General features: G+C 59.7%; 17 protein-coding genes and 1 pseudogene. 12 read left to right on the forward strand and 6 right to left on the reverse strand.

Going from position 1 to position 20,241, the window contains the following annotated elements; all coding sequences use genetic code 11:
• The first annotated feature begins 6 nt into the window (after window positions 1-6).
• Together modB and modC are read left to right on the forward strand one after the other, a co-directional pair.
• Complete coding sequence (modB, locus tag ISN39_RS18775) at window positions 7-705, forward strand: molybdate ABC transporter permease subunit (RefSeq protein WP_194728486.1); 699 nt, start codon at window positions 7-9, stop codon at window positions 703-705.
• Window positions 702-1,769: a molybdenum ABC transporter ATP-binding protein gene (gene modC / locus ISN39_RS18780; protein WP_194728487.1), complete on the forward strand. Its 1,068-nt coding sequence runs from the start codon at window positions 702-704 to the stop codon at window positions 1,767-1,769. Before modB ends, modC begins: the two co-directional genes overlap by 4 nt.
• Here the strand turns inward: modC and ISN39_RS18785 are convergent, their stop codons facing one another.
• Window positions 1,770-2,147 carry a winged helix-turn-helix domain-containing protein gene (locus ISN39_RS18785; protein WP_074070063.1) on the reverse strand — a complete coding sequence of 126 codons (378 nt, stop codon included), beginning with the start codon at window positions 2,145-2,147 and terminating at the stop codon, window positions 1,770-1,772.
• A 202-nt stretch (window positions 2,148-2,349) separates the two neighbouring features.
• On the opposite strand from ISN39_RS18785, the gene rsfS reads away from it, so the two are divergent.
• From rsfS to ISN39_RS18830, 9 genes are all read left to right on the forward strand, one after another.
• Window positions 2,350-2,793 carry a ribosome silencing factor gene (gene rsfS / locus ISN39_RS18790; protein ID WP_028740009.1) on the forward strand — a complete coding sequence of 148 codons (444 nt, stop codon included), beginning with the start codon at window positions 2,350-2,352 and terminating at the stop codon, window positions 2,791-2,793.
• 112 nt (window positions 2,794-2,905) lie between these two features.
• Window positions 2,906-3,388 carry a 23S rRNA (pseudouridine(1915)-N(3))-methyltransferase RlmH gene (gene rlmH, locus ISN39_RS18795; protein ID WP_074070064.1) on the forward strand — a complete coding sequence of 161 codons (483 nt, stop codon included), beginning with the start codon at window positions 2,906-2,908 and terminating at the stop codon, window positions 3,386-3,388.
• A gap of 142 nt (window positions 3,389-3,530) precedes the next feature.
• Window positions 3,531-4,937, forward strand: coding sequence for a murein hydrolase activator EnvC (locus ISN39_RS18800; RefSeq protein ID WP_194730254.1), 1,407 nt, complete (start codon window positions 3,531-3,533; stop codon window positions 4,935-4,937).
• Window positions 4,927-6,249: a S41 family peptidase gene (locus ISN39_RS18805; protein ID WP_074070065.1), complete on the forward strand. Its 1,323-nt coding sequence runs from the start codon at window positions 4,927-4,929 to the stop codon at window positions 6,247-6,249. The genes ISN39_RS18800 and ISN39_RS18805 overlap by 11 nt, the downstream gene beginning before the upstream one ends.
• 78 nt (window positions 6,250-6,327) lie before the next feature.
• The gene (locus tag ISN39_RS18810; protein ID WP_194728488.1) at window positions 6,328-7,521 is read left to right on the forward strand and encodes a divergent polysaccharide deacetylase family protein; all 1,194 of its coding nucleotides are present in this window, start codon (window positions 6,328-6,330) and stop codon (window positions 7,519-7,521) included.
• Window positions 7,522-7,531: 10 nt separating this feature from the next.
• Window positions 7,532-8,065, forward strand: coding sequence for an RNA pyrophosphohydrolase (locus ISN39_RS18815; RefSeq protein WP_022717546.1), 534 nt, complete (start codon window positions 7,532-7,534; stop codon window positions 8,063-8,065).
• A 360-nt stretch (window positions 8,066-8,425) separates the two neighbouring features.
• Complete coding sequence (locus tag ISN39_RS18820) at window positions 8,426-9,178, forward strand: protein-L-isoaspartate(D-aspartate) O-methyltransferase (protein WP_074070068.1); 753 nt, start codon at window positions 8,426-8,428, stop codon at window positions 9,176-9,178.
• A complete protein-coding gene (locus tag ISN39_RS18825) occupies window positions 9,175-11,721 on the forward strand; it encodes an SAM-dependent methyltransferase (RefSeq protein ID WP_246763251.1) in 2,547 nt (848 codons plus the stop codon). Before ISN39_RS18820 ends, ISN39_RS18825 begins: the two co-directional genes overlap by 4 nt.
• Before the next feature lie 251 nt (window positions 11,722-11,972).
• Window positions 11,973-12,689, forward strand: a complete 717-nt coding sequence (locus ISN39_RS18830) for a DUF429 domain-containing protein (RefSeq protein WP_246763252.1) — start codon at window positions 11,973-11,975, stop codon at window positions 12,687-12,689.
• A 132-nt stretch (window positions 12,690-12,821) separates the two neighbouring features.
• On the opposite strand, the gene bfr is transcribed toward ISN39_RS18830, so the two are convergent.
• The 5 genes and pseudogenes from bfr to ISN39_RS36480 form a co-directional block, all read right to left on the reverse strand.
• Window positions 12,822-13,307, reverse strand: a complete 486-nt coding sequence (bfr, locus tag ISN39_RS18835; RefSeq protein WP_074070070.1) for a bacterioferritin — start codon at window positions 13,305-13,307, stop codon at window positions 12,822-12,824.
• Window positions 13,273-13,648: pseudogene (locus ISN39_RS18840) on the reverse strand ((2Fe-2S)-binding protein). Before ISN39_RS18840 ends, bfr begins: the two are co-directional and overlap by 35 nt.
• Before the next feature lie 135 nt (window positions 13,649-13,783).
• On the reverse strand, window positions 13,784-17,239 hold the full coding sequence (locus tag ISN39_RS18845) for an error-prone DNA polymerase (protein WP_194728489.1): 3,456 nt from the start codon (window positions 17,237-17,239) through the stop codon (window positions 13,784-13,786).
• Complete coding sequence (locus ISN39_RS18850) at window positions 17,236-18,783, reverse strand: DNA polymerase Y family protein (RefSeq protein ID WP_281438316.1); 1,548 nt, start codon at window positions 18,781-18,783, stop codon at window positions 17,236-17,238. Before ISN39_RS18850 ends, ISN39_RS18845 begins: the two co-directional genes overlap by 4 nt.
• Window positions 18,695-19,639 carry a hypothetical protein gene (locus ISN39_RS36480; protein ID WP_246763253.1) on the reverse strand — a complete coding sequence of 315 codons (945 nt, stop codon included), beginning with the start codon at window positions 19,637-19,639 and terminating at the stop codon, window positions 18,695-18,697. Before ISN39_RS36480 ends, ISN39_RS18850 begins: the two co-directional genes overlap by 89 nt.
• Window positions 19,640-19,803: 164 nt before the next feature.
• Between ISN39_RS36480 and ISN39_RS18855 the strand changes: the two genes are divergently transcribed.
• Window positions 19,804-20,241 carry a metallopeptidase family protein gene (locus ISN39_RS18855; RefSeq protein WP_022717564.1) on the forward strand — a complete coding sequence of 146 codons (438 nt, stop codon included), beginning with the start codon at window positions 19,804-19,806 and terminating at the stop codon, window positions 20,239-20,241.

Genomic DNA, 20,241 nt, shown 5'->3' on the forward strand with positions numbered 1-20,241 from the left:
CCCAACTTGGATTTTGGCCTGAGCAATGATGAGTGGACGGCGATCTTGCTCAGCCTGCGGGTTTCCGTTGTCGCCATGTTCGCGAGCCTGCCGTTCGGCATTGCGGTTGCGCTGCTTCTTGCCCGCGGCCGCTTCTATGGCAAGAGTGTTGTCAATGGCATCGTTCATCTGCCGCTGATCCTTCCGCCGGTCGTCACCGGCTTCATTCTTCTGATCCTCTTCGGCCGCAGGGGACCGATCGGCAGCTTGCTGGATCAATATTTCGGGATCGTCTTTTCCTTCCGTTGGACAGGCGCAGCTCTCGCCTGTGCGGTCATGGGGTTCCCGCTGATGGTCCGAAGCATACGGCTTTCGATCGAGGCAATCGACCGCAGGATCGAGGAAGCGGCGGGCACCCTTGGCGCGAGCCCGCTATGGGTTTTCCTCACCGTCACGCTGCCGCTGACGACGCCTGGAATCATCGTCGGGATGATCCTGTCCTTTGCCAAGGCCATGGGCGAATTTGGCGCAACCATCACTTTCGTATCGAACATCCCGGGTGAGACGCAGACGCTGTCTTCCGCCATCTACACATTCACCCAGGTCCCAGGCGGCGACGCCGGCGCTATGCGCCTCACCCTGGTTGCTATCGTCATCTCCATGTCAGCGCTGCTGGCGTCTGAATTCATGGCGCATCTCGCGGGCCGGAGGATAGAACCGGAATGACGCTCACCATCGAAACCAGGCACCGCTTCGGCGCCTTCGCCCTTGATGCAGCCTTTACCTCCGAAGTCGGCGTGACGGCCCTCTTCGGCCGGTCCGGTTCGGGCAAGACCTCGATGATCCGCATCATTGCCGGCCTCGTCCGACCGGATGAAGGCCGGGTTCTCCTGGACGGTACGCCACTCACCGACACGGGCAAAGGCATCTTCGTTCCCCGCCATCGCCGCCGTTTTGGCTATGTCTTCCAGGATGGCAGGCTCTTCCCGCACTTGAGCGTTCGAAAGAACCTCTCCTATGGAAGCTGGTTCGCGCCGAAGGTTTCGCCAACCGGCAACTTTGACCACATCGTCGACCTGCTCGGCATCGAAAGCCTGCTCGATCGAAGCCCTTCCAATCTCTCAGGCGGAGAAAAGCAACGGGTGGCGATCGGCCGTGCGCTGCTTTCCTCTCCGCGTCTTTTGCTGATGGACGAACCGCTCGCAGCGCTTGACGAGGCCCGCAAAGCCGAGATCCTGCCCTATCTCGAACGTCTGCGTGACGAGACGCAGATTCCGATCGTCTATGTCAGCCATTCGATTTCAGAAGTGGCGCGCCTCGCCAATCAGGTCGTTGTGATGCGCGACGGCAAGATTGAGGCGGCGGGCAGCGCGACCGATGTGCTGAGCCGTCCTTCGGCGGCCGAAGACCGGCGCGAAGCAGGTGCCCTTCTGGAAGGTGCTGTCGAAAGCTTCGATGAAAAACATCGCCTTGCGACGCTCGCATTGAAGACGTCCCGCCTTTATGTGCCGGGTGCCACGGTGTCGCCGGGCAAGCGCGTTCGCGTCCACATTCCTTCCCGCGATGTCATGCTGGCGACCGTCAGGCCGGAGGGTTTAAGCGCGTTGAATATTATCGACGGCATCATCCGACAGATATCGCCTGCGCAAGACGGAACGGTCGAGGTGCAGATCGACTGCGGCGGCGATATCATCCTGTCGCGTATCACCGCATTGTCCGTTGAAAGGCTCGATCTTGTGCCCAACAAGCCTGTCTTCGCTGTCATCAAGACAGTCGCGCTGCAGCCTTGACTATTTTCTTGCCGCCTCGGCCTGACTGCGGTTGCCTTCCAGCCAGGCAAGATCACCCGCAAGGGCTGTTCGCATGGCGTCTTCCATATGCCGGAACCGCGACAGCAACTCCTCGCCAAATGGCGTCAGCGCAGCGCCGCCACCCTTCTGGCCGCCGCGCTGGGATTCGACTACCGGCGCGTTGAACATGCGGTTCATGTCGCTGACGAGCAACCAGGCGCGCCGGTAGGACATGTCCATCGCCCTGCCGGCTGCCGAGATCGAGCCGGTTTCGCGGATGTGCTCCAGGAGTTCCATCTTGCCGCGGCCTAGGCGATCCTCGTGCGGAAAGCTGATGCGTAGGATGGGAACGAGTTGATGTCTGGCGGTAGTGTCCATTCGGTTCTGCAGTTACGGAAAATCGCAGCCACTTTACGCTTGGCCGTTGGCGCTGTACACAGCCGCCTTGCAGCCGGTAACGACATAAATCTTGAACGCGAATTTAAGTCTTCGCGAAATGATAACCGGCTCGTGTCTTGAAAGATTAACGGTTTGATGCCTATCTTAACCATGATTTGGTTCGCCCAAATCAGTGATGCGCATGTTCTGTTATTGCAGGAAAGGAAAAGCACTGACAACAGTACACGCCAAGGGAAGAACGCTCGCCGTTGTCCCGAAGAGCCTGGAACGTGGCGCCGATGCCGCCGCCCGCGCTCTGCAAGCTGTCCTCACGAGCCTTGAGGACTCCAAAGCTGAAGATATCGTCACCATCGACATTGCTGGGAAATCTGCGCTGGGGGACTATATGGTCGTCGTCTCCGGCCGATCGAACCGCCATGTCCTGGCGATCGCGGATCATCTGCTCACCGACTTGAAAGACGAGGGCTTTGGCGCAGCCCGCGTTGAGGGCAAGGACGGCGGTGATTGGGTCCTGATCGACACCGGCGATATCATCGTGCACGTCTTCCGCCCCGAAATCCGCGAGTTCTACAACATCGAAAAGATGTGGGCAGCGCCGGATATGGATGAAGAAACGCGGCACTGATAGGCGGGCCGGCTTGTCCGGCGCCTGAGCGCGGCAGTAAACAGGCCGGAAACATGAGAACCCGGCCCAAAGCCGGTATTGTGCCTTCGCGGCGCATGACAGGAGCGGATGGATGCGGGTTGGTCTTTTTGCGGTGGGACGGCTGAAGTCCGGCCCCGAGAAGGATCTTGCGGCCCGCTATTTCGACCGTTTTGCCAAGGCTGGTCCTGCGATCGGTCTCGAATTCTCCCGCGTTGCCGAGGTTGCTGAGAGTCGCGCCGCCAATGCAGAAACGCGCAAGCGCGAAGAGGCGGCCATGCTTCAAAAGACGATGGCTGAAGGCAGCATTCTCATTCTCCTTGACGAACGCGGCAAGGCGTTGGACAGCGAAGCTTTTGCAAAGGTCCTCGGCAACTATCGCGACCAGGGAAAACGGGATCTGATGATTGCCATCGGCGGAGCCGACGGCCTTGACCCCGCGCTTTACGACCGTGCCGACATGACCCTATGCCTCGGCAAGATGACCTGGCCGCATCAGTTGGTGAGGACGCTCATTGCCGAACAGCTCTACCGTGCCGTCACTATCCTTTCCGGTCACCCCTATCACCGCGTCTGATCAGTCACGCAGCCGTGTTTTGCCAAGTGTGGCCTTGTTCGCCAATCTTTCTGGCAAATGACGGCAAATCGGCATAGTCTCCGCGCGATTTGAAAGTTGCCCCTGAACACGCATGACGAGAACTGCCCGCAAGCGAACGCGACTGATCCTGCCTGCATTCGCGGCTGGCCTCGGCGCGACAGTCATTTTCGCCCAGTCCGATTTTGGTGGAGCGGGCGCGTTCGCCCAGGATGCACCAGTCGCAGCGCCTGTGGCTGGAACATCTCAACAGGCCGATCAGACGTTGCCGGACCCGGCCGCCGAGCTCAAAAAAAAGCGCGACGAGACCCGCACCGAGCTCGAGGCCATATCAAAAACGATCAATCTTTCGTCAGATAGAGTGGCAGCGCTGCAAAAAAGCATCGCCGATCTCGACAAAAGCAGCACCATCATCCGCCAGGCGCTGATCGATTCCGCCGCGCGGCGCAAGACGCTCGAAAAACAGATCCTCGAAAGCGAAAAGAAGCTTGCCGACCTTGGCATCAAGGAGGACGCCATCCGCCGCTCGCTTCATGAGCGGCGCGGGCTGCTTGCCGAAGTGCTCGCCGCCCTTCAGCGCATGGGCCGCAATCCGCCGCCCGCTCTCCTTGTGACACCGGACGATGCGCTTGCCTCGGTGCGTAGCGCCATCCTGCTGGGTGCTGTCGTGCCCGGCATGCGCAAGGAGACCGATAAGCTTGCCGCAGATCTCGCCAACCTCGCGGCCTTGCAGGCTGCGAGCGTGGTGGAGAAGGCAAATCTTACCGCCACCATGACGAATGGTATCGAAGAGGAGCGGCGCATGGACCTGCTCCTTGCCGAAAACGATAAGCTAAGCCGCAGCAACGCTGCCGATCTCGAAGCCGAAAAGAAGCGCTCTGAGGAACTGGCAGGCAAAGCGACAACCCTCGAGGGCCTCGTGGCTTCGATGGAATCCGAGATTGCCTCCGTGCGCGAAGCTGCTGAAGCGGCCCGGCGCGAGGAAGAGAACCGGAAGCTGCTCACGGACGAGCAGCGGGCACAGGCCAGGGCACTTGCCGATAGCGGTGTGCCCGATAAAAACCGCATTGCGCCCGCATATCCGTTCGGAGAATTGAAGGCGAAATTGGAGCTGCCCGTGGCGGGCGATATTCTGCGCCAGTTCGGCGACGCCGACGGCACTGGACACGAGGCCATGGGAACGACGCTGGCCACCAATCCGGATACGGTGGTGACTGCGCCGGCGGATGGATTGGTGGTTTTCGCCGGCGCCTTCCGCAGCTACGGCCAGATGATCATCCTCGACGCAGGCGACGGATATCACTTGGTCCTCTCCGGAATGGACATAATCAGCACGCGCCAAGGAAAATTCGTTTTCGCAGGCGAGCCGCTTGCGGTGATGGGTGCAAAAAGAGTCGCGAGCGCAACAGCATTGGCGCTGGAAACCAACCGGCCAACGCTTTACATTGAATTTCGAAAAGACGGAAAACCGGTCGATTCCCGACCGTGGTGGTCCGCCAAAGACACTGGAAAGGCACGCAATGATTCGTAGGGCTTCTCTTGTTCTGGTCGGCGCATTGATGGGTGCGACTGCCATGAGCGTAATTTATGCGGCAGGAGTGCCGGCCGAAGCGGCCGGGGCATCCACCTACAAGGAACTCTCCGTGTTTGGGGACGTCTTTGAGCGCGTCCGCGCCCAGTACGTCACACCGCCGGCAGAAGACAAACTGATCGAAAATGCCATCAATGGCATGCTTTCGTCCCTCGATCCGCATTCGAGCTATATGAATGCCAAGGATGCCGAGGATATGAGCACCCAGACGAAGGGTGAATTCGGCGGTCTCGGCATTGAAGTCACGATGGAAGACGAACTCGTCAAGGTCATCACGCCGATCGACGATACGCCCGCGTCCAAGGCAGGCGTTCTTGCCGGCGATTATATTTCCGAGATCGACGGCCAGTCCGTCCGCGGATTGAAGCTCGAAGAAGCTGTCGAAAAGATGCGCGGCGCCGTCAACACCCCGATCAAGCTCACACTCATCCGCAAGGGTGCGGATAAGCCGATCGAGTTGACGATCGTTCGCGACATCGTCGCCGTACAGGCCGTCAAGTCTCGCGTCGAGGATGATGTCGGCTATCTCCGGGTCATCTCCTTCACCGAAAAGACCTATCCGGACCTCGAAAAGGCGATCGCCAAGATCAAGGCGACGGTTCCGGCCGACAAGCTCAAGGGTTATGTGCTCGATCTGCGTCTCAATCCCGGCGGTCTGCTCGATCAGGCAATCAAGGTTTCTGACGCTCTGCTGCAGCGCGGCGAAGTGGTCTCGACCCGCGGCCGCAATCCGGACGAGACCCGCCGCTTCAATGCCGGCCCGGGCGATCTCACGGATGGCAAGCCGGTGATCGTGCTCGTCAACGGCGGCTCGGCCTCCGCTTCGGAAATCGTCGCCGGTGCCCTGCAGGATCTACGCCGCGCGACTGTTCTCGGCACGAGGTCCTTCGGCAAGGGCTCCGTCCAGACGATCATTCCGCTTGGCGAAAACGGCGCACTCCGCTTGACGACCGCGCTTTACTACACGCCGTCGGGCCGCTCGATTCAGGGCACCGGCATTACGCCGGACATCAAGGTCGAAGAGCCGCTGCCGGACGATCTGAAGGACAAGATGGCAACCGAAGGCGAATCCAGCCTGCGCGGCCATATCAAGGGTCAGAGCGAGACCGATGAAGGCTCAGGTTCCGTTGCCTATGTTCCCCCGGATCCGAAGGACGACGTGCAGTTGAATTATGCGTTCGACCTGCTTCGCGGCAAGAAGACCGACCCGGCCTTCCCCCCGAATCCGGACAAGGCGGTTTCCGCCAAGTAACTTTCATGGGTCATCAGGCCGGATTTTTGATCCGGCCTGATTTTTTGCTGTTTCCCGGTTTTGGAGCGGGCGAGGAAATTGGGAACGGATTTGCATGCACCATTGGGCCAGAACCGCAAGGCTGGCCGAAAGCGGCCGAATATCCTGCGGATCGGCCGGATTGCCGCCAGCCTCTGCCTGATCGCGATCGGCGGCTTTTCTCTCTACACGATGCTCAGTGACGATGGCCTTCAGCGGACACAGTCGCCTGTGGCAGATCCAGCCGCGTCACCACCCACAGATACCGTCCAGACCCCCCAGACGCAGAGCCAGGCCGCAAATGACATGCCTCGCTCCGATCCGCATTCCGGTGCGAATGTCGAGCGGATGGTGACCGGGGACGGCTCGGTTGTGACCAAATACAGCCCGCGGCCACGCGATGATAACGGCCCGGCGCTGGTAGACGCCATGCAGGTCGGCCAGGATCCGCGCATGGCAGCGATGCCGAATGAGAGCCTTCTGGAAGACAGCCAATTTGGCCGCCTACCCGTAATCGGGCCGGATGGCCGTCGCCCGATGGATCAGTATGCGCGTCCATGGTCGGGCGCACGCGGCACCCGTGTGGCGATCGTGGTCAGCGGTCTCGGCCTCAGTCAGACGGGTACGCAGCGCGCCATCAAGGAACTTCCGGAGGAAGTCACCTTCGCCTTCGCCGCGAGCGGCAACAGCCTGCAGCGTTGGATGCAGGAAGCGCGCCGCAGTGGCCATGAGATCCTCCTGCAGGTTCCACTGGAGCCCTTCGATTACCCGGCAAACGATCCCGGCCCCGAGACGCTGCTGACCTCGAAGTCGCCAGCAAGGAATATCGAGAACCTGCACCGCGCGATGGGCGAAATCACCAATTATACGGGCATCATGAACTATCTGGGAGGGCGTTTCCTCTCCAATCCCGATGCCATGGAGCCGGTGATGCGCGATATCGGCAAGCGCGGATTGCTGTTTCTCGACGACGGTTCGTCTGCGCAATCAAAGACGGAAGCTGTGGCGAAGGGAACAAAGCTTCCCTATGCTTTTGCGGACCTGCAGCTCGATGGTCAGGTCGATGTCAACGCTATCCTGCAGAGGCTTGACGAGCTTGAGCGCATTGCCAAGCGCAACGGCCAGGCAATTGGTGTTGCGGCGGCTTTCGACGAGAGTATTGAGGCAATATCCAAATGGAGCGAAGAGGCAGGCATGCGCGGCATCGAGATCGTCGGTGTTGCTGCTCTTGCTGCAGATCCTAAAAATCCTTGAGGAGCACCCCGTGAATCAGGCGACAATCAAAGCCGAAGACCTTCCTTACCGTCCCTGCGTCGGCGTGATGATCCTCAACCGTGACGGGCTTGTATGGGCAGGCCGGCGTGTCCCGGTTGGCAATTCCGAATATGATGGCTCACCACAACTGTGGCAAATGCCGCAAGGTGGTATCGACAAGGGCGAGGATCCGCTCGAAGCGGCATACCGCGAACTCTACGAAGAAACCGGTATCAGAACTGTGACCTTGCTCGCGGAGGCGAGAGATTGGATCAACTATGATCTGCCGCCGCAACTGATCGGCATCGGCCTCAAAGGAAAGTTTCGCGGCCAGACGCAACGCTGGTTCGCCTTTCGCTTCGAAGGCGATGAAAGCGAAATCGCCATCAACCCGCCGCCCGGCGGCCACGAGCCAGAGTTTGATGCCTGGGAGTGGAAATCCATGCACGAGCTGCCTGGGCTGATCGTGCCCTTCAAACGCGCCGTCTACGATCGGGTCGTATCGGAATTCAGCCACTTGGCCGACCTGCGAGCGGCGGACTGACGGCGGCAGCAGTCTCTCGATCCAGATCCAATTTGTCGGTCCCCGAACAACCGAAGACGCCGGGGCTTACACATGGATGATTTTGGACTTTCCTGTTCAAGCTTGGAAATTTGAAGGAAAGCAGGATAGCCGCCGGCAAGCCCCCTGCCTTTTCCAATCCTGTTCAACATGGAAAATCTTTGATTTCAAGGGGCTGAAAGTTCTGCAATTCATCGAGGGTCGGCGGCCACAGTAGGCGCAGCCACTTTCCGTTGGCCACGTCGCTTTTGTTGCGAAGTCCCAGCCGGAAAGCGGCTGAGAACCCTGTTCAAAATTGCCTCCGCAGCCACTATACTCTTTGCCTTGGACGGGAGAGAGTTCATGCGTCCACTAGCCCAGTGCCAAACGTTATTGGCCGCGGTTCTGGCGGGCGCTGCCGCTGTGGTTTCGACATCTGCGTCCGCTCAGGATCGCCTCGCCGAGCGTACGGCGATGATCGAAACAATCAATTCGCACGCCCGCTCAGCGCCGTCAGCCGTCGAGGGCCAGGGCATCGATCCGGTGGTGCTGAAGACGATGGGGAAGGTGCCGCGCCACTTCTTCGTGCCCGAGGAGCTGCGCGGGGCGGCCTATCGAGATCGACCGCTGCCGATCGGATACGGTCAGACGATCTCGCAGCCCTTCATCGTCGCGCTGATGACCGACCTGATCAATGTCGGCCCTGGTGACGTTGTCCTCGAGATCGGCACTGGCTCGGGCTATCAGGCAGCCGTCTTGTCGCCACTCGCGGCAAAGGTTTACTCGATTGAGATCATACCGAAACTGGGCGAAAGGGCAGCCGCCCGGCTCGCTGAGCTCCACTTCGACAATGTCGAGGTAAAGGTAGGCGACGGTTACTATGGTTGGCCTGCGCACGCGCCATTCGACGGGATCGTGGTGACTGCCGCTGCCAGCCACATCCCTCCGCCGCTGGTCGAACAGCTCGCACGGGGCGGCCGGATGGTCGTCCCCGTCGGAGGTCCCTTCGCGACCCAGTTTCTCATGTTGGTCGAGAAGCGAGTGGACGGAAGCATCACGACCCGGCAGCTGCTGCCGGTGAGCTTTGTGCCGCTGAGGGGAGGTCAGGCCCGATGAGAGTGGGTCGCCTGCTGCCGGTCGGTCTCATATCGGCGGCGACCCTTGCCCACGAAGTGCTACTGATGCGGCTCTTCTCGATCATTCAGTGGCATCATTTCGCCTATATGATCATAAGCATCGCGCTCCTGGGCTTCGGCGCGAGCGGTACATTCCTTGCGTTCGCCCGCCGCCCCCTGGTGGAGCGCTATCCCGCCGCGTTCGCAGCGTCGGCAGCCCTGTTCGGCATTTCTGCGGTTGCCAGTGTCGCCGGTGCCGAACGGCTTCCGTTCAACGCGCTCGAGATTATCTGGAATCCGGGGCAGCTCGGTTGGCTCGCGGCCAGCTATGCTCTCCTGGTTCTGCCGTTCTTTTTCGGTGCAACCTGTATCGGCCTTGCCTTCATCCGCCACCCTGGCCAGATTGGACGCGTCTATGCCTTCGACCTGGTCGGCGCAGGGATCGGTGCGCTGGGCACCGTCGGGCTGTTGTTCCTTGTCCCTCCCCCTGCGGCGCTGTACTTCGTCGCAGCGCTGGGATTCGCTGCGGCTGCCCTCGCCGCGACGGGCATGGCTCGTCATCGGTGGCTCGCCGTGGGCAGTTTGGGGCTTGCAGCTTTGCTCATCGCGGTGTGGCTACCACCGTCCTGGACGGCGCCCGGCCCGCACATGTCGCAGTACAAGGGCCTGCGCATGGCGCTCGAAGTGCCGAACGCGCGAGTGGTCGAGGAGCGATCAAGCCCGTTGGGACTACTGACGATCGTCGAGAGCCCGACCGTGCCTTTCCGGTACGCGCCGGGCCTCAGCCTCGCCAACACCCAAGAGCCGCCCGCGCAACTCGCCGTCTTCACCGATGGCGACAGTATTACGACGATCACCGCCTATGGCGGCGATCCGGCGACAGTCGCATATCTCGACCGGACAACGGCGGCGCTCCCGTACCGCATCCTTACGCGGCCGCGAATGCTGATCCTTGGTGCCGGCGGCGGCGAGCAGGTGCTGCTCGCACTGCGCGCCGGAGCCGTCACCGTGGATGCCGTAGAGTTCAACCCGCAGATGATCGACCTTGCTCGCAATCACTTCGCGGATTTCGCCGGCGGCATCTTTAGCCGCCCGAACGTGCATCTGCATTTGGCCGAGGCGCGCGCCTTCGCCGCGGCTACTGGCGAGCGTTACGACCTGATCCAGATGCCGCTCCTTGACTCTTTCAGTGCGGCCGCGGCCGGCGTACAGACCATGCATGAGAACTATACCTACACACTGGAGGCGCTGCGGGATTACCTCGCAGTGCTGAGACCGGGTGGTATTATCGCCATCACGCGATGGCTGCGGGCGCCGCCACGCGACATCCTCAAGCTGTTCGCCACCGCTACCGCAGCGCTTGAAGCTGATGGCGTAGCCGAGGCAGGCCAGCACCTTGCGCTGATCCGCAGCTGGAACACTGCAACCCTCCTCGTCGCCAAGTCGGCGTTCATCGGCGAAGACGTCGCAGCCATCCGCGGCTTCGCGGCCGAGAATTTCTTTGACACTTCCTGGGCGCCGGGCATCTCGTCAGCCGACGTGAACCGCTACAACCAGCTCGACCAGGAATATCTCTACGAGGGAGCCCTCGCTCTCCTCGGCCCCGAGCGGGCCGACTTCATCGAGCGCTACAAGTTCGATATTGCACCGGCCACTGACGATCGGCCTTATTTCTTCGACTTTTTCCGCTGGCGCGCCCTGCCCGAACTCCTGACGCTGCGCACGCAAGGTGGGGCAGCGATGCTCGACTGGGGCTACCTGATTCTGGCGACGACGCTCGTCCAGGCGGCGATCCTCAGCGCCGTCCTGATTCTGCTGCCGCTCTGGCTTCGCCGGCGGGCACTCGGGAGAGGAGTACATCGGCTGCGCTTCGGGCTCTATTTCCTTTCCTTGGGCCTGGCCTTCCTCTTCATCGAGATCGCCTTCATTCAGCGCTTCGTGCTGTTCCTCGGCCATCCGCTTTACGCTGTCGCCGTCGTACTTGCGGGATTCCTTGCCTTCGCGGGTCTCGGTAGCGCCGTAGCCGCACGCTGGATGGCGCTCGTTGGACGCGGATCAGCGGTGCGCGGCATTGCACTCGCCGTCGTGGTGATCGCATGCCTGGCTGCCGCCTACCTGCTCGCGCTGCCTTTGGTATTCGAACGGCTGCTGGCACTCCCGGATGCCGTGAAGATCGCGATCGCACTCCTCCTCATAGCGCCGCTCGCCATCTTCATGGGCATGCCCTTCCCCCTCGGCCTCGGTCACGTTGGCGCCTGCTCGGAGGCGTTTATTCCCTGGGCGTGGGGGATCAATGGCTGTGCGTCGGTGCTGAGCGCAATCCTCGCCGTACTGCTTGCCATGCATATCGGGTTCACTGGCGTCGTGGTGATCGCCACCATCCTCTATCTTGTCGCCCCGGCCTTACTCGCCGGGTCGTGGGAGCCATACGATCAGCAGACGCCGCAAGGATTTGTTCCAGATCGGAACCGGGCGCGAGTTAAACCAACGCCTGAAAACCCGATCCGGCTAGCGAGTGCGCCGATCGAATCCGGGAGGGGATGATGTCCGTGGCCCTCGTCGCACATTGCGACTGGAGCATCGATCGACAGAAACGCTGGAAGTGCGTCGCTGTTTGCGACGGTGGCCGTTGGATAATATCGGCACCGGAGCCCGTCAGTGATACGGCGACACTGCTGCCCCGGCTACGGCAACGTGCCAAAGTCGATGGTGCGACGCTTGTGGGCTTCGACTTTCCGATCGGACTGCCAGAGGCTTATGGCAGGGCGATCGGGCTTTTTTCTTTCCGAGAGGCCTTGCAAACCTTCGGCACAGGTTCCTTTGCAGAGTGGTTCATGGTCGCCGAGCATCGCAGCCAGATCTCGCTGCACCGGCCGTTCTATCCAATGCGCCCGGGCGGCACGCGCCGCCAGCATCTGTTCGACGCGCTGGGAGTCTCGACAGGAAACGATCTTCTCCGGCATTGCGAGCGTGCCACTGGCGACCGGCAAAATGCCTGCATGATCTTCTGGACATTGGGCGGCAATCAGGTGGGTAAGGCCGCGATAGCCGGTTGGCGCGAGATCATCGTCCCCAACCTTGCTGAGATCGCCCTCTGGCCTTTCGACGGTGGGATCGACGCCCTCGCGAACCCTGACGTCACCATCGTCGCCGAGACCTATCCCGGCGACGTCTATGGCCAGCTCGGCATCCCCCGCCGACCCATCTGGAGCAAACGACAGCAATCAGGCCGCCAATCTATCGGCCACCATCTCATCCGTTGGCTGGCTGCACGCCCGCAGGTGGACGGGACGGCGATACGCAAAGCGATTTCCGACGGATTTGGGTCAGACAAGACCGGCGAGGACCGTTTCGACGCAACGGTCGGCCTGCTCGGTATGCTCGACGTGGTCGATGGCTATCGTGATGACGGCGTCCCGGATGACAAGGTTGTTGGTCGGTGGGAAGGTTGGATCCTCGGCCAAGCAGGCACAAGGGGCCGAGGTTCTCAACGGCGTGGGGCACCGCCATGAGGTAATGCCCTTGTTCGCCACCGGCGACGGGAAGAGCACCGTTCCCGCGAATTAACCCTGCCGCAACACGCGTCCTCGACGTGAAAAGCCAACCGGCCGCATTTTTGCGGCCGGTTGGCTTTGAAGGTTCAGTCACTCGGCCTCGTTGGCAGAGTCGGCGTTCAGCTGGCCATACTTGGCTTCGCCGATCTTCTCGAGCAAGTCGAGCTGCGTCTCGAGGAAGTCGATATGGCCTTCCTCATCGGCAAGGAGCTCCTCGAAGAGCTTCATGGAGACATAGTCACCGGCGTCATGACAGATGTCGCGCGACTTCTTGTAAGCTGTGCGGGCATCATACTCGCCGGCAAGATCGGCTTCCAGAACTTCCCTGACGTTCTGGCCGATGCGCAAGGGAGCAAGCGTCTGCAGGTTTGGATGCCCCTCAAGGAAGATGATGCGCGCGACCAGACGGTCAGCATGATGCATCTCTTCAATGGATTCGGCGCGCTCCTTCTTGGCAAGCTTGGTATAGCCCCAGTCTTCCAACAGGCGGTAGTGAACCCAATATTGGTTGACTGCGCCGAGTTCGAGGAAAAGTGCCTCGTTAAGCCGCTCGATGACCTTTTTGTCGCCTTTCAATGTCCGCTCTCCTGTTTTCTTCATGGAATTGTTTCAGGCGGGACATGAAATCAAATATCTCGTCATCCGTCGAGTGGCGACGGGCATGATATTCCTCGGTGGTCTGGATGATGAGGTTGACGACGTTGGGGAAACAGCCACAGCAACGACCGCGCTTTTCCATCGCATGATAGACCTTCGCAGGCACGATAAGCTGCCAACAGTCTTCATCGAGAAGGTCGTTGATGACCTCCCGGATTTCCTTGTCGGTTATATAGTTGCAACTGCAGACGAGCACGTCTTCATTTCCAAACATGACACTGACTATCGTGTTTTCTGCAAAAGAAGATGGTGTCTGTCAAGAAAAAAATCGAGGTAGAAGGCGCGGCGAGCGAGAGGAACCGCTGACCGGACCTCTCGGCAAAATGCATTTCGTGCCACCGCCGAAAAGATGGCTGGGCACGCTGACATTGGCAACATCATCTATCGCTAACCCATCAGTGAAAGTTGCGCCCTTTCGGCATAACCTTTGCGGTCTCCCCAGCATTCGTCTCACTGCTTGTTGATATCACTCGCCTTTCGACTGCTTCCTTTTCGAGGATACGCGCCATCTTCTTTGCGCGGGCATCGACTGCCGGCCGCATAGCCTCGTCGGCGCGTTCGCAAAGACCAAAGCGCTGCGCCTCCTTCTGCAGAAGGCCGAGAGCGGGCGTCATATCTTCGATATGCTCGACCACAGTGTGAATGACGCCGCTCTGACTTTGCAATTTGCCATGGATTTTCACGAGCCGCGCCCCCATGACAACCGAGCGGTATTTCTCGAAAGTCTTTTTCCAAACGATGGCATTGGCAACACCCGTTTCATCCTCAAGCGTCATGAAGATCACGCCCTTGGCCGAGCCCGGGCGCTGGCGGACCAGCACCAGCCCTGCAATCGTCACCCTCTTTCCGTTCGGCACGGCCAGAAGATCGACATTGCGCGTAATGCCTGCTCTTTGGAAATCATCTCGCAGGAAGGAGATAGGGTGCGCTTTCAGTGACAGCGAGAGATAGCGATAATCCTCGACCACCTGTTCGCCCGGCAGCATTTCGGGCAGTTTCACCCTCGGTTCGACTTGGAGATCGACATGCGACACCCGATCGAACAAAGGCAGCCTCTCTGCGGCACTTTTCACATCAAGCGCCCGCGCCGCCCAGAGCGCCTCTCGCCGCGACAAGCCGATGGAACCGAACGCATCTGCATCTGCCAGCCGTTCGATATCCGATTTTTCAAGGCCCGAGCGCAGCCATAGATCGCGGATCGATCTATAGCCGGCACCTCGATTTGCGATCAATTTCGCCTTTATCATGTCGCCGGAAAGGCCCTTCACCTGCCGGAAACCGAGGCGAACCGCCCTCTTCGTCCGGATGATCTTGTTCATGTCCCTGTGCCGGAAGTCGATCTTTGACTTGTCGAAACGCGCATCCTCCAGGAGGCAATCCCAATCCGAACGATTGATATCCACCGCACGAATTTCCACGCCGTGCTCCCTGGCATCCCGGACCAATTGCGCCGGCGCATAAAAACCCATCGGCTGCGAGTTCAGCATCGCCGCACAGAAGACATCAGGATAGTAGGCCTTGATCCAAGATGAAGCATAGACGAGCAACGCGAAGGAGGCCGCATGGCTTTCCGGAAAGCCGTATTCGCCGAAGCCTTTGATCTGATTGAAACACTGCCGCGCAAATTCAGACGAATAGTTTCTCGAAACCATTCCCTCGATGAATCGCTTCTCGAAATTGCCGATCGTGCCGGTTCTCTTGAACGTCGCCATTGCCCGTCGAAGCCGATCGGCTTCCGCCGGCTTGAAGCCTGCGGCGGTAATCGCAATCTGCATTGCCTGTTCCTGAAACAGGGGAACGCCGAGGGTTCTTTCCAGCACCGCCTTCAATTCCTTGCTGGGATATTCGATGGGTGTTTTCTGCTCCCGTCTCTTGAGGTAGGGGTGCACCATATCGCCCTGTATCGGTCCTGGCCGGACGATTGCCACCTCGATGACGAGATCGTAGAATTCCCTCGGCTTCAGTCGCGGCAGCATGCTCATCTGCGCCCGGCTTTCGATCTGGAAGACGCCCAGCGTATCGGCCCGGCACATCATCGCGTAAACCGGTTTGCCCTCTTCCCCATGCTCCTTGTTGCCGAGATCGGCGAGCGTTTTCTTCACATCGTAGTGCAGCTGAAGAAGTTCGAAGGCCTTGCGAAGACAGGTCAGCATCCCAAGCGCCAGAACATCGACCTTGAGAATCTTGACATTGTCGAGATCGTCCTTGTCCCACTCGATCATGTAGCGGTCCGGCATCGCCGTCTTCATGATGGGCACGACTTCGTCGAGCCGGTCCCGGGTGATGACAAATCCGCCGACATGCTGGGTGAGGTGACGCGGAAAGCCGAGAAGCTCGGACGCATATCTGAGGACGTTCTTCGTCACCGGATCGCTAATGTCGAGACCAGCCGCCTTTGCATCGCGCTCCGACAGATTGTCTTCCGACCAGCCCCAGACGAGGCTGCTGATCGCCGATTGGACATCTTCCGAAAGCCCGAAGGCCTTGGCGACTTCGCGGCCAGCAGAGCGGGTGCGATAGGTGGTCACCCCCGCTGTCAGCCCGGCATGCTCTATACCGTATCTTTTATAGATGTACTGGATGACTTCTTCGCGCCTGTCGTGCTCGAAATCGACATCGATATCCGGCGGTTCATCCCGGTCCATCGAGATGAACCGATCGAAAAGCAAGGTGGCCTTGTTCGGATCGACTTCCGTTATTTCAAGGCAATAGCAGATGACCGAATTCGCAGCTGATCCGCGGCCCTGGCACAGAACCCCGAGCTTATAGCGGGCGTGTTGAATGATCTTGTAAACTGTCAGGAAATAGGAAGCGTAGTTTTTCTGCCTGATGAGATCCAGTTCGTAATCGATCTGTGTCACGATTTTCTGCGGAACGCGCTGCGGGTGGTAGCGCTTTGCAGCTCCGGCCCAGGTCAACCGTTCGAGCGTTTCATACGGCGTTTCGCCAGGATCGTTTTCAGGCGGATAATTGTGCTCCAGCTCCTTGAGCGAAAAGGTCAAGCTGGAGAAGAATGCACGTGTATTGTCGATCGCGTCGGGATAGTCCTTGAAGAGACGCACCATTTCCCGCGTTCCCTTGAGATAGCGCTCTGCATTCGGCGCCAGAAGGAAACCGGCTTCGGCAATCGGAACATGCTTGCGGATCGCAATCACGATATCGGAGAGAGGCCGCCGGTCAGGATGATGATAAAGAGGCTGATTGGTCACGATCAGCGGAATGCGGTTGCGGGCGGCAAGCATGGAAAGGATTGCAAAAACCTGTTTGTCGCGGCCGTCATAAGCCGGCGCCAGCGCCATATGGACTGTCTTGCGAAAGCGTTTTCGAAACCGCTGCAGGCAATTCTCAAATGCTTGCTGGCCAACGGCATCATTCACAACGAGCCGGTCAGGAACAAGGGCGAGCATCATCTCGTCTCCCCATTCCATGATCTCCGCCTCGGTGAGAATGCAGGAGCCTTTCTCCGCCTCCGGTTTTAGGTTCCCGGCGCTCAGAAGACGGCAAAGATGCGCCCATCCTCGCCTGTTTCGTGGATAGGCAAGAACATCCGGAGTTCCATCCGCAAAGACGAGACGCGCACCGGGCTGGATGCGGATTGGATCGGGAATGATCTGCATCTTCTCGTCCTCTTCCAGAAGGCCGGCTTCCTTCCTCTCGAATTTTTTCCTGATCTCCTCCGCCTGCGCATGCGCCCGCACGACCCCGGCAACCGAATTCTTGTCAGCAATCCCGATTCCACCGAGCTTCAGGCAAGCTGCCTGCACCACCATCTCCTCGGGACTGGAGGCTCCTTCAAGAAACGAGAAGTTCGTTCTCGCACCAATCTCGAAAAATGCGGGCGTCGTGCTCATGCAAAGAGCCCATGCATGAACCAGCGAGGAGGAAGTTCATGCCCGTAAAAACCTTCGCGATAGATCCAGAAGCGGTGACCGGCATCATCCTCTATGCGGAAATAATCGCGTGCCTCGGCCTCCGCGCCATCGATCCACCATTCCATGGCAAGCCGCTCCGGTCCCTCGCTTCTTGCCACGCGATGCTGCATGCGCCGCCAGCGGAAGATTTGCGGCGGACCGTCGGGCACTTCGGCAAGCAGGGCCTCCACTTGCTCCGGCCTGGCAAAAAGCCGCAGGGGACGCTCACTTCTGGAAGGAAAAGGATTTCCATCCTCCGCCTTGCGGCGTGCCTGAACGCCTTCCATGGCGGGAATTGCAATCGCCGCCCGCTCCGGCACATGGCTCTCGCGCAGTTGAAATCTCTGCAGGCAATCCGCGCCGAGGCGGGCTGCGATTTTGTCGATGAACGCCGCAAGCGATGTCTCTTTCTGTCGGCCTCCTTCGAAATCCCCCTGCGTCGCATTGAAGGGATCATGGCGCAGCACATTCAGCCGCAGGATTTCAAAGCCGTAGCCGGCGTCGAGATCGTCGTGAATTGCCTGCAGACGCTCGCTGAAAAGCGAAGCGATATGCTTCGGATCCCTGAGAGGCTGTGAGGCGCCGACGGGAATCCTGAAGACCCTGCCGTCGACGCGAAAAAGCACGAGTTCGAATACCCGGCCGCCGGCGCCGCGTGCCTCAAGCGAGGCTTTCAGTGATTGGGCGATCTGGCCGGTGACGGCGAGGATATCTTCTTCCGTACCGATCGGCTCGATGAGGCGTCGTTCGGCGGAAAGACTGGCAACGGGCCGCCGCGGGGAAACCGGCTCCTCTTCCACTCCAAGCGCTTGGTCGAGCCTGAGCAGGAGTTGCGCGCCGAAACGGCGGGCCATCGGTGCGCGTGGGGCAGACAGGAGGTCGACGATATATTTGAGGCCGAGCTTCTTCAGTGCCTCGACGGTCCCTTCCTCCAGCCGAAGGGCTGCGACCGGCAGTGGTGCCAGCACATGTTCCATTTGATCGGTTTCGATGACGCCACCATCCCCGAAGCGGGAAACGCCCCAGGAAAGGCCCGGCGACGAAGAGATCGCGCCGCGGACATCGAACCCCATATGGAAGAGCCGGGAAAGGATATCCTTGAGCATGGCCCTTTCGCCGCCAAAGAGATGGGCGCAGCCGGTAATATCCAGAAACAGCCCGTCCTTGCCGTCGAATGCCACCAGCGGCGTATAACGGTCGCACCAATCAGCGATGCCCTCGAGAAGCCGGCGATCGGCCGCCAGATCTTCCTCGATGACATCCAGAAGCGGGTATATGGCACGCGCTTCTGCTACTCCCTGGTTTTTCTTCAGTTTGATCCGTTCCGCCACCTCATCGAGCGCCGTTAGGCGCATGGCATTGTTGAGCCGTCCAGAACAGACGATCGGCGGCGCATCAGGGCGTCCGGCCGAACGCCAGGACAGACCCCACCTCTTGCGGGCGATCCTGTCGGTTGGAAGATGGGGAAAGCTGAGCGACAGAATGCGCTGATTGCTCTCCTGGAGAACGAGTGCGCTCTGGTTGGCTAACGGGGAAAAACCGGCGGTCATGAGGGTTCCACTCCAGAAGAAAGGAGAGGGGAGCCGCGTTGCGGCTCTTCTCCAGGATGAGACGAAAAACCGGATTGCCGATGCCGCCCTCTAGCATCGAACCATCCGGCAGAGGCCGTGCGCTGGCTGGCGCAGGTTCGGCACGGAATCGGAAAAAGGCGCTGCTCGCCTCCTCCTCGCCGCCCTGCCGCAACAGAAAAAGCGGGCGGCCGGAAGCCCTTGCCCGCATGCTCAATCGCCGGCTTTCTGTAAGACCGAATTGGGCCGGATTGCCGCGCACCTCCAGGATCGTGGCTGGGAAGAGGCCGCTTTCGACAGCCGTTTCGGCAAGCCACAGCGCCTCTTCCAGCTTGTGTGGCGAGGCCATGAGAAAGCGTTCCGGCTCCAATCCGAAATTCTTGAGGCCAACAGCATAGGGATGCCCTGCTTCCATTGTGCATATTCTGTCACCAATCCAAAAAACCGGCATGCCATCCGCCGCCTCCTGCCGCTGCTGCCAGGCCGCAAGCGCCAGCACGAAACCGCTGGCGCCGGCTGCATCCCGCAGCATCAGAGACCGGACTTCGGTAATGCCGTTAAGCGGCAGACCGCCTTCGAGCGCTTCATCGAGAATTGGAATGTCAAAGGACAGACGCAGCGGCGTTTTTGCTGGTCTCGAATAGGTTTCATCGCCAGCCGCAAAAGCTTCTTGTGCCGCCGCCGCAAGCGCCGGTGCCGGTTTGCCTTCGAGTTTCGCAATGGTTTCGCGGAGCGCAAAAAGCTGCTCGCGCGCCACGGCCGTCTGCGCCATGACGTTCACTCCAAAGTCAGATTGTTCCTGTTATGTTCTTATGGATTCCAGAGCTTTCTGAAAGAGTCAACAACCAATTCTTATGAATTTATTCCTGCCTTTGATTCCACACTCGAAAATCCACCGCAAAGGTTCTATATGGGCGCCAAAGGAAGGGAATTTTCATGGCCCGCATAGACCAGAGCGAGGATTGGCGGGACCGCCATGCCCCAACGCTCAGCACATTCGAGTCCCTGGCGATGGAGGCCTATAGCCACTTGCCGGATGAATTTCGCTCGCTCACCGACAATCTCACGATCGAAATCGAAGATTTTCCCGACGACGATGTTTTCGAGGATATGGCGCTGGAAACGCCGTTCGACCTGCTTGGCCTCTTCGAAGGCCGGGGTATTTCCGAGCGATTCACGGTCGAAACCGGCGAGATGCCCAATCGTATCCGCCTCTACCGGCGTCCCATTTTGGATTATTGGGCGGAAAACGATGAAACGCTCGGAGACATCATCACCCACGTCCTCATCCATGAGATCGGTCACCATTTCGGCCTGAGCGATGACGACATGGAGCGGATCGAAGCGAGCGTCGAGGAGGCCGTCGAGCGCTGA

It is taken from the genome of Rhizobium sp. 007, from assembly GCF_015353075.1.
Taxonomy (GTDB): Bacteria; Pseudomonadota; Alphaproteobacteria; order Rhizobiales; family Rhizobiaceae; genus Rhizobium.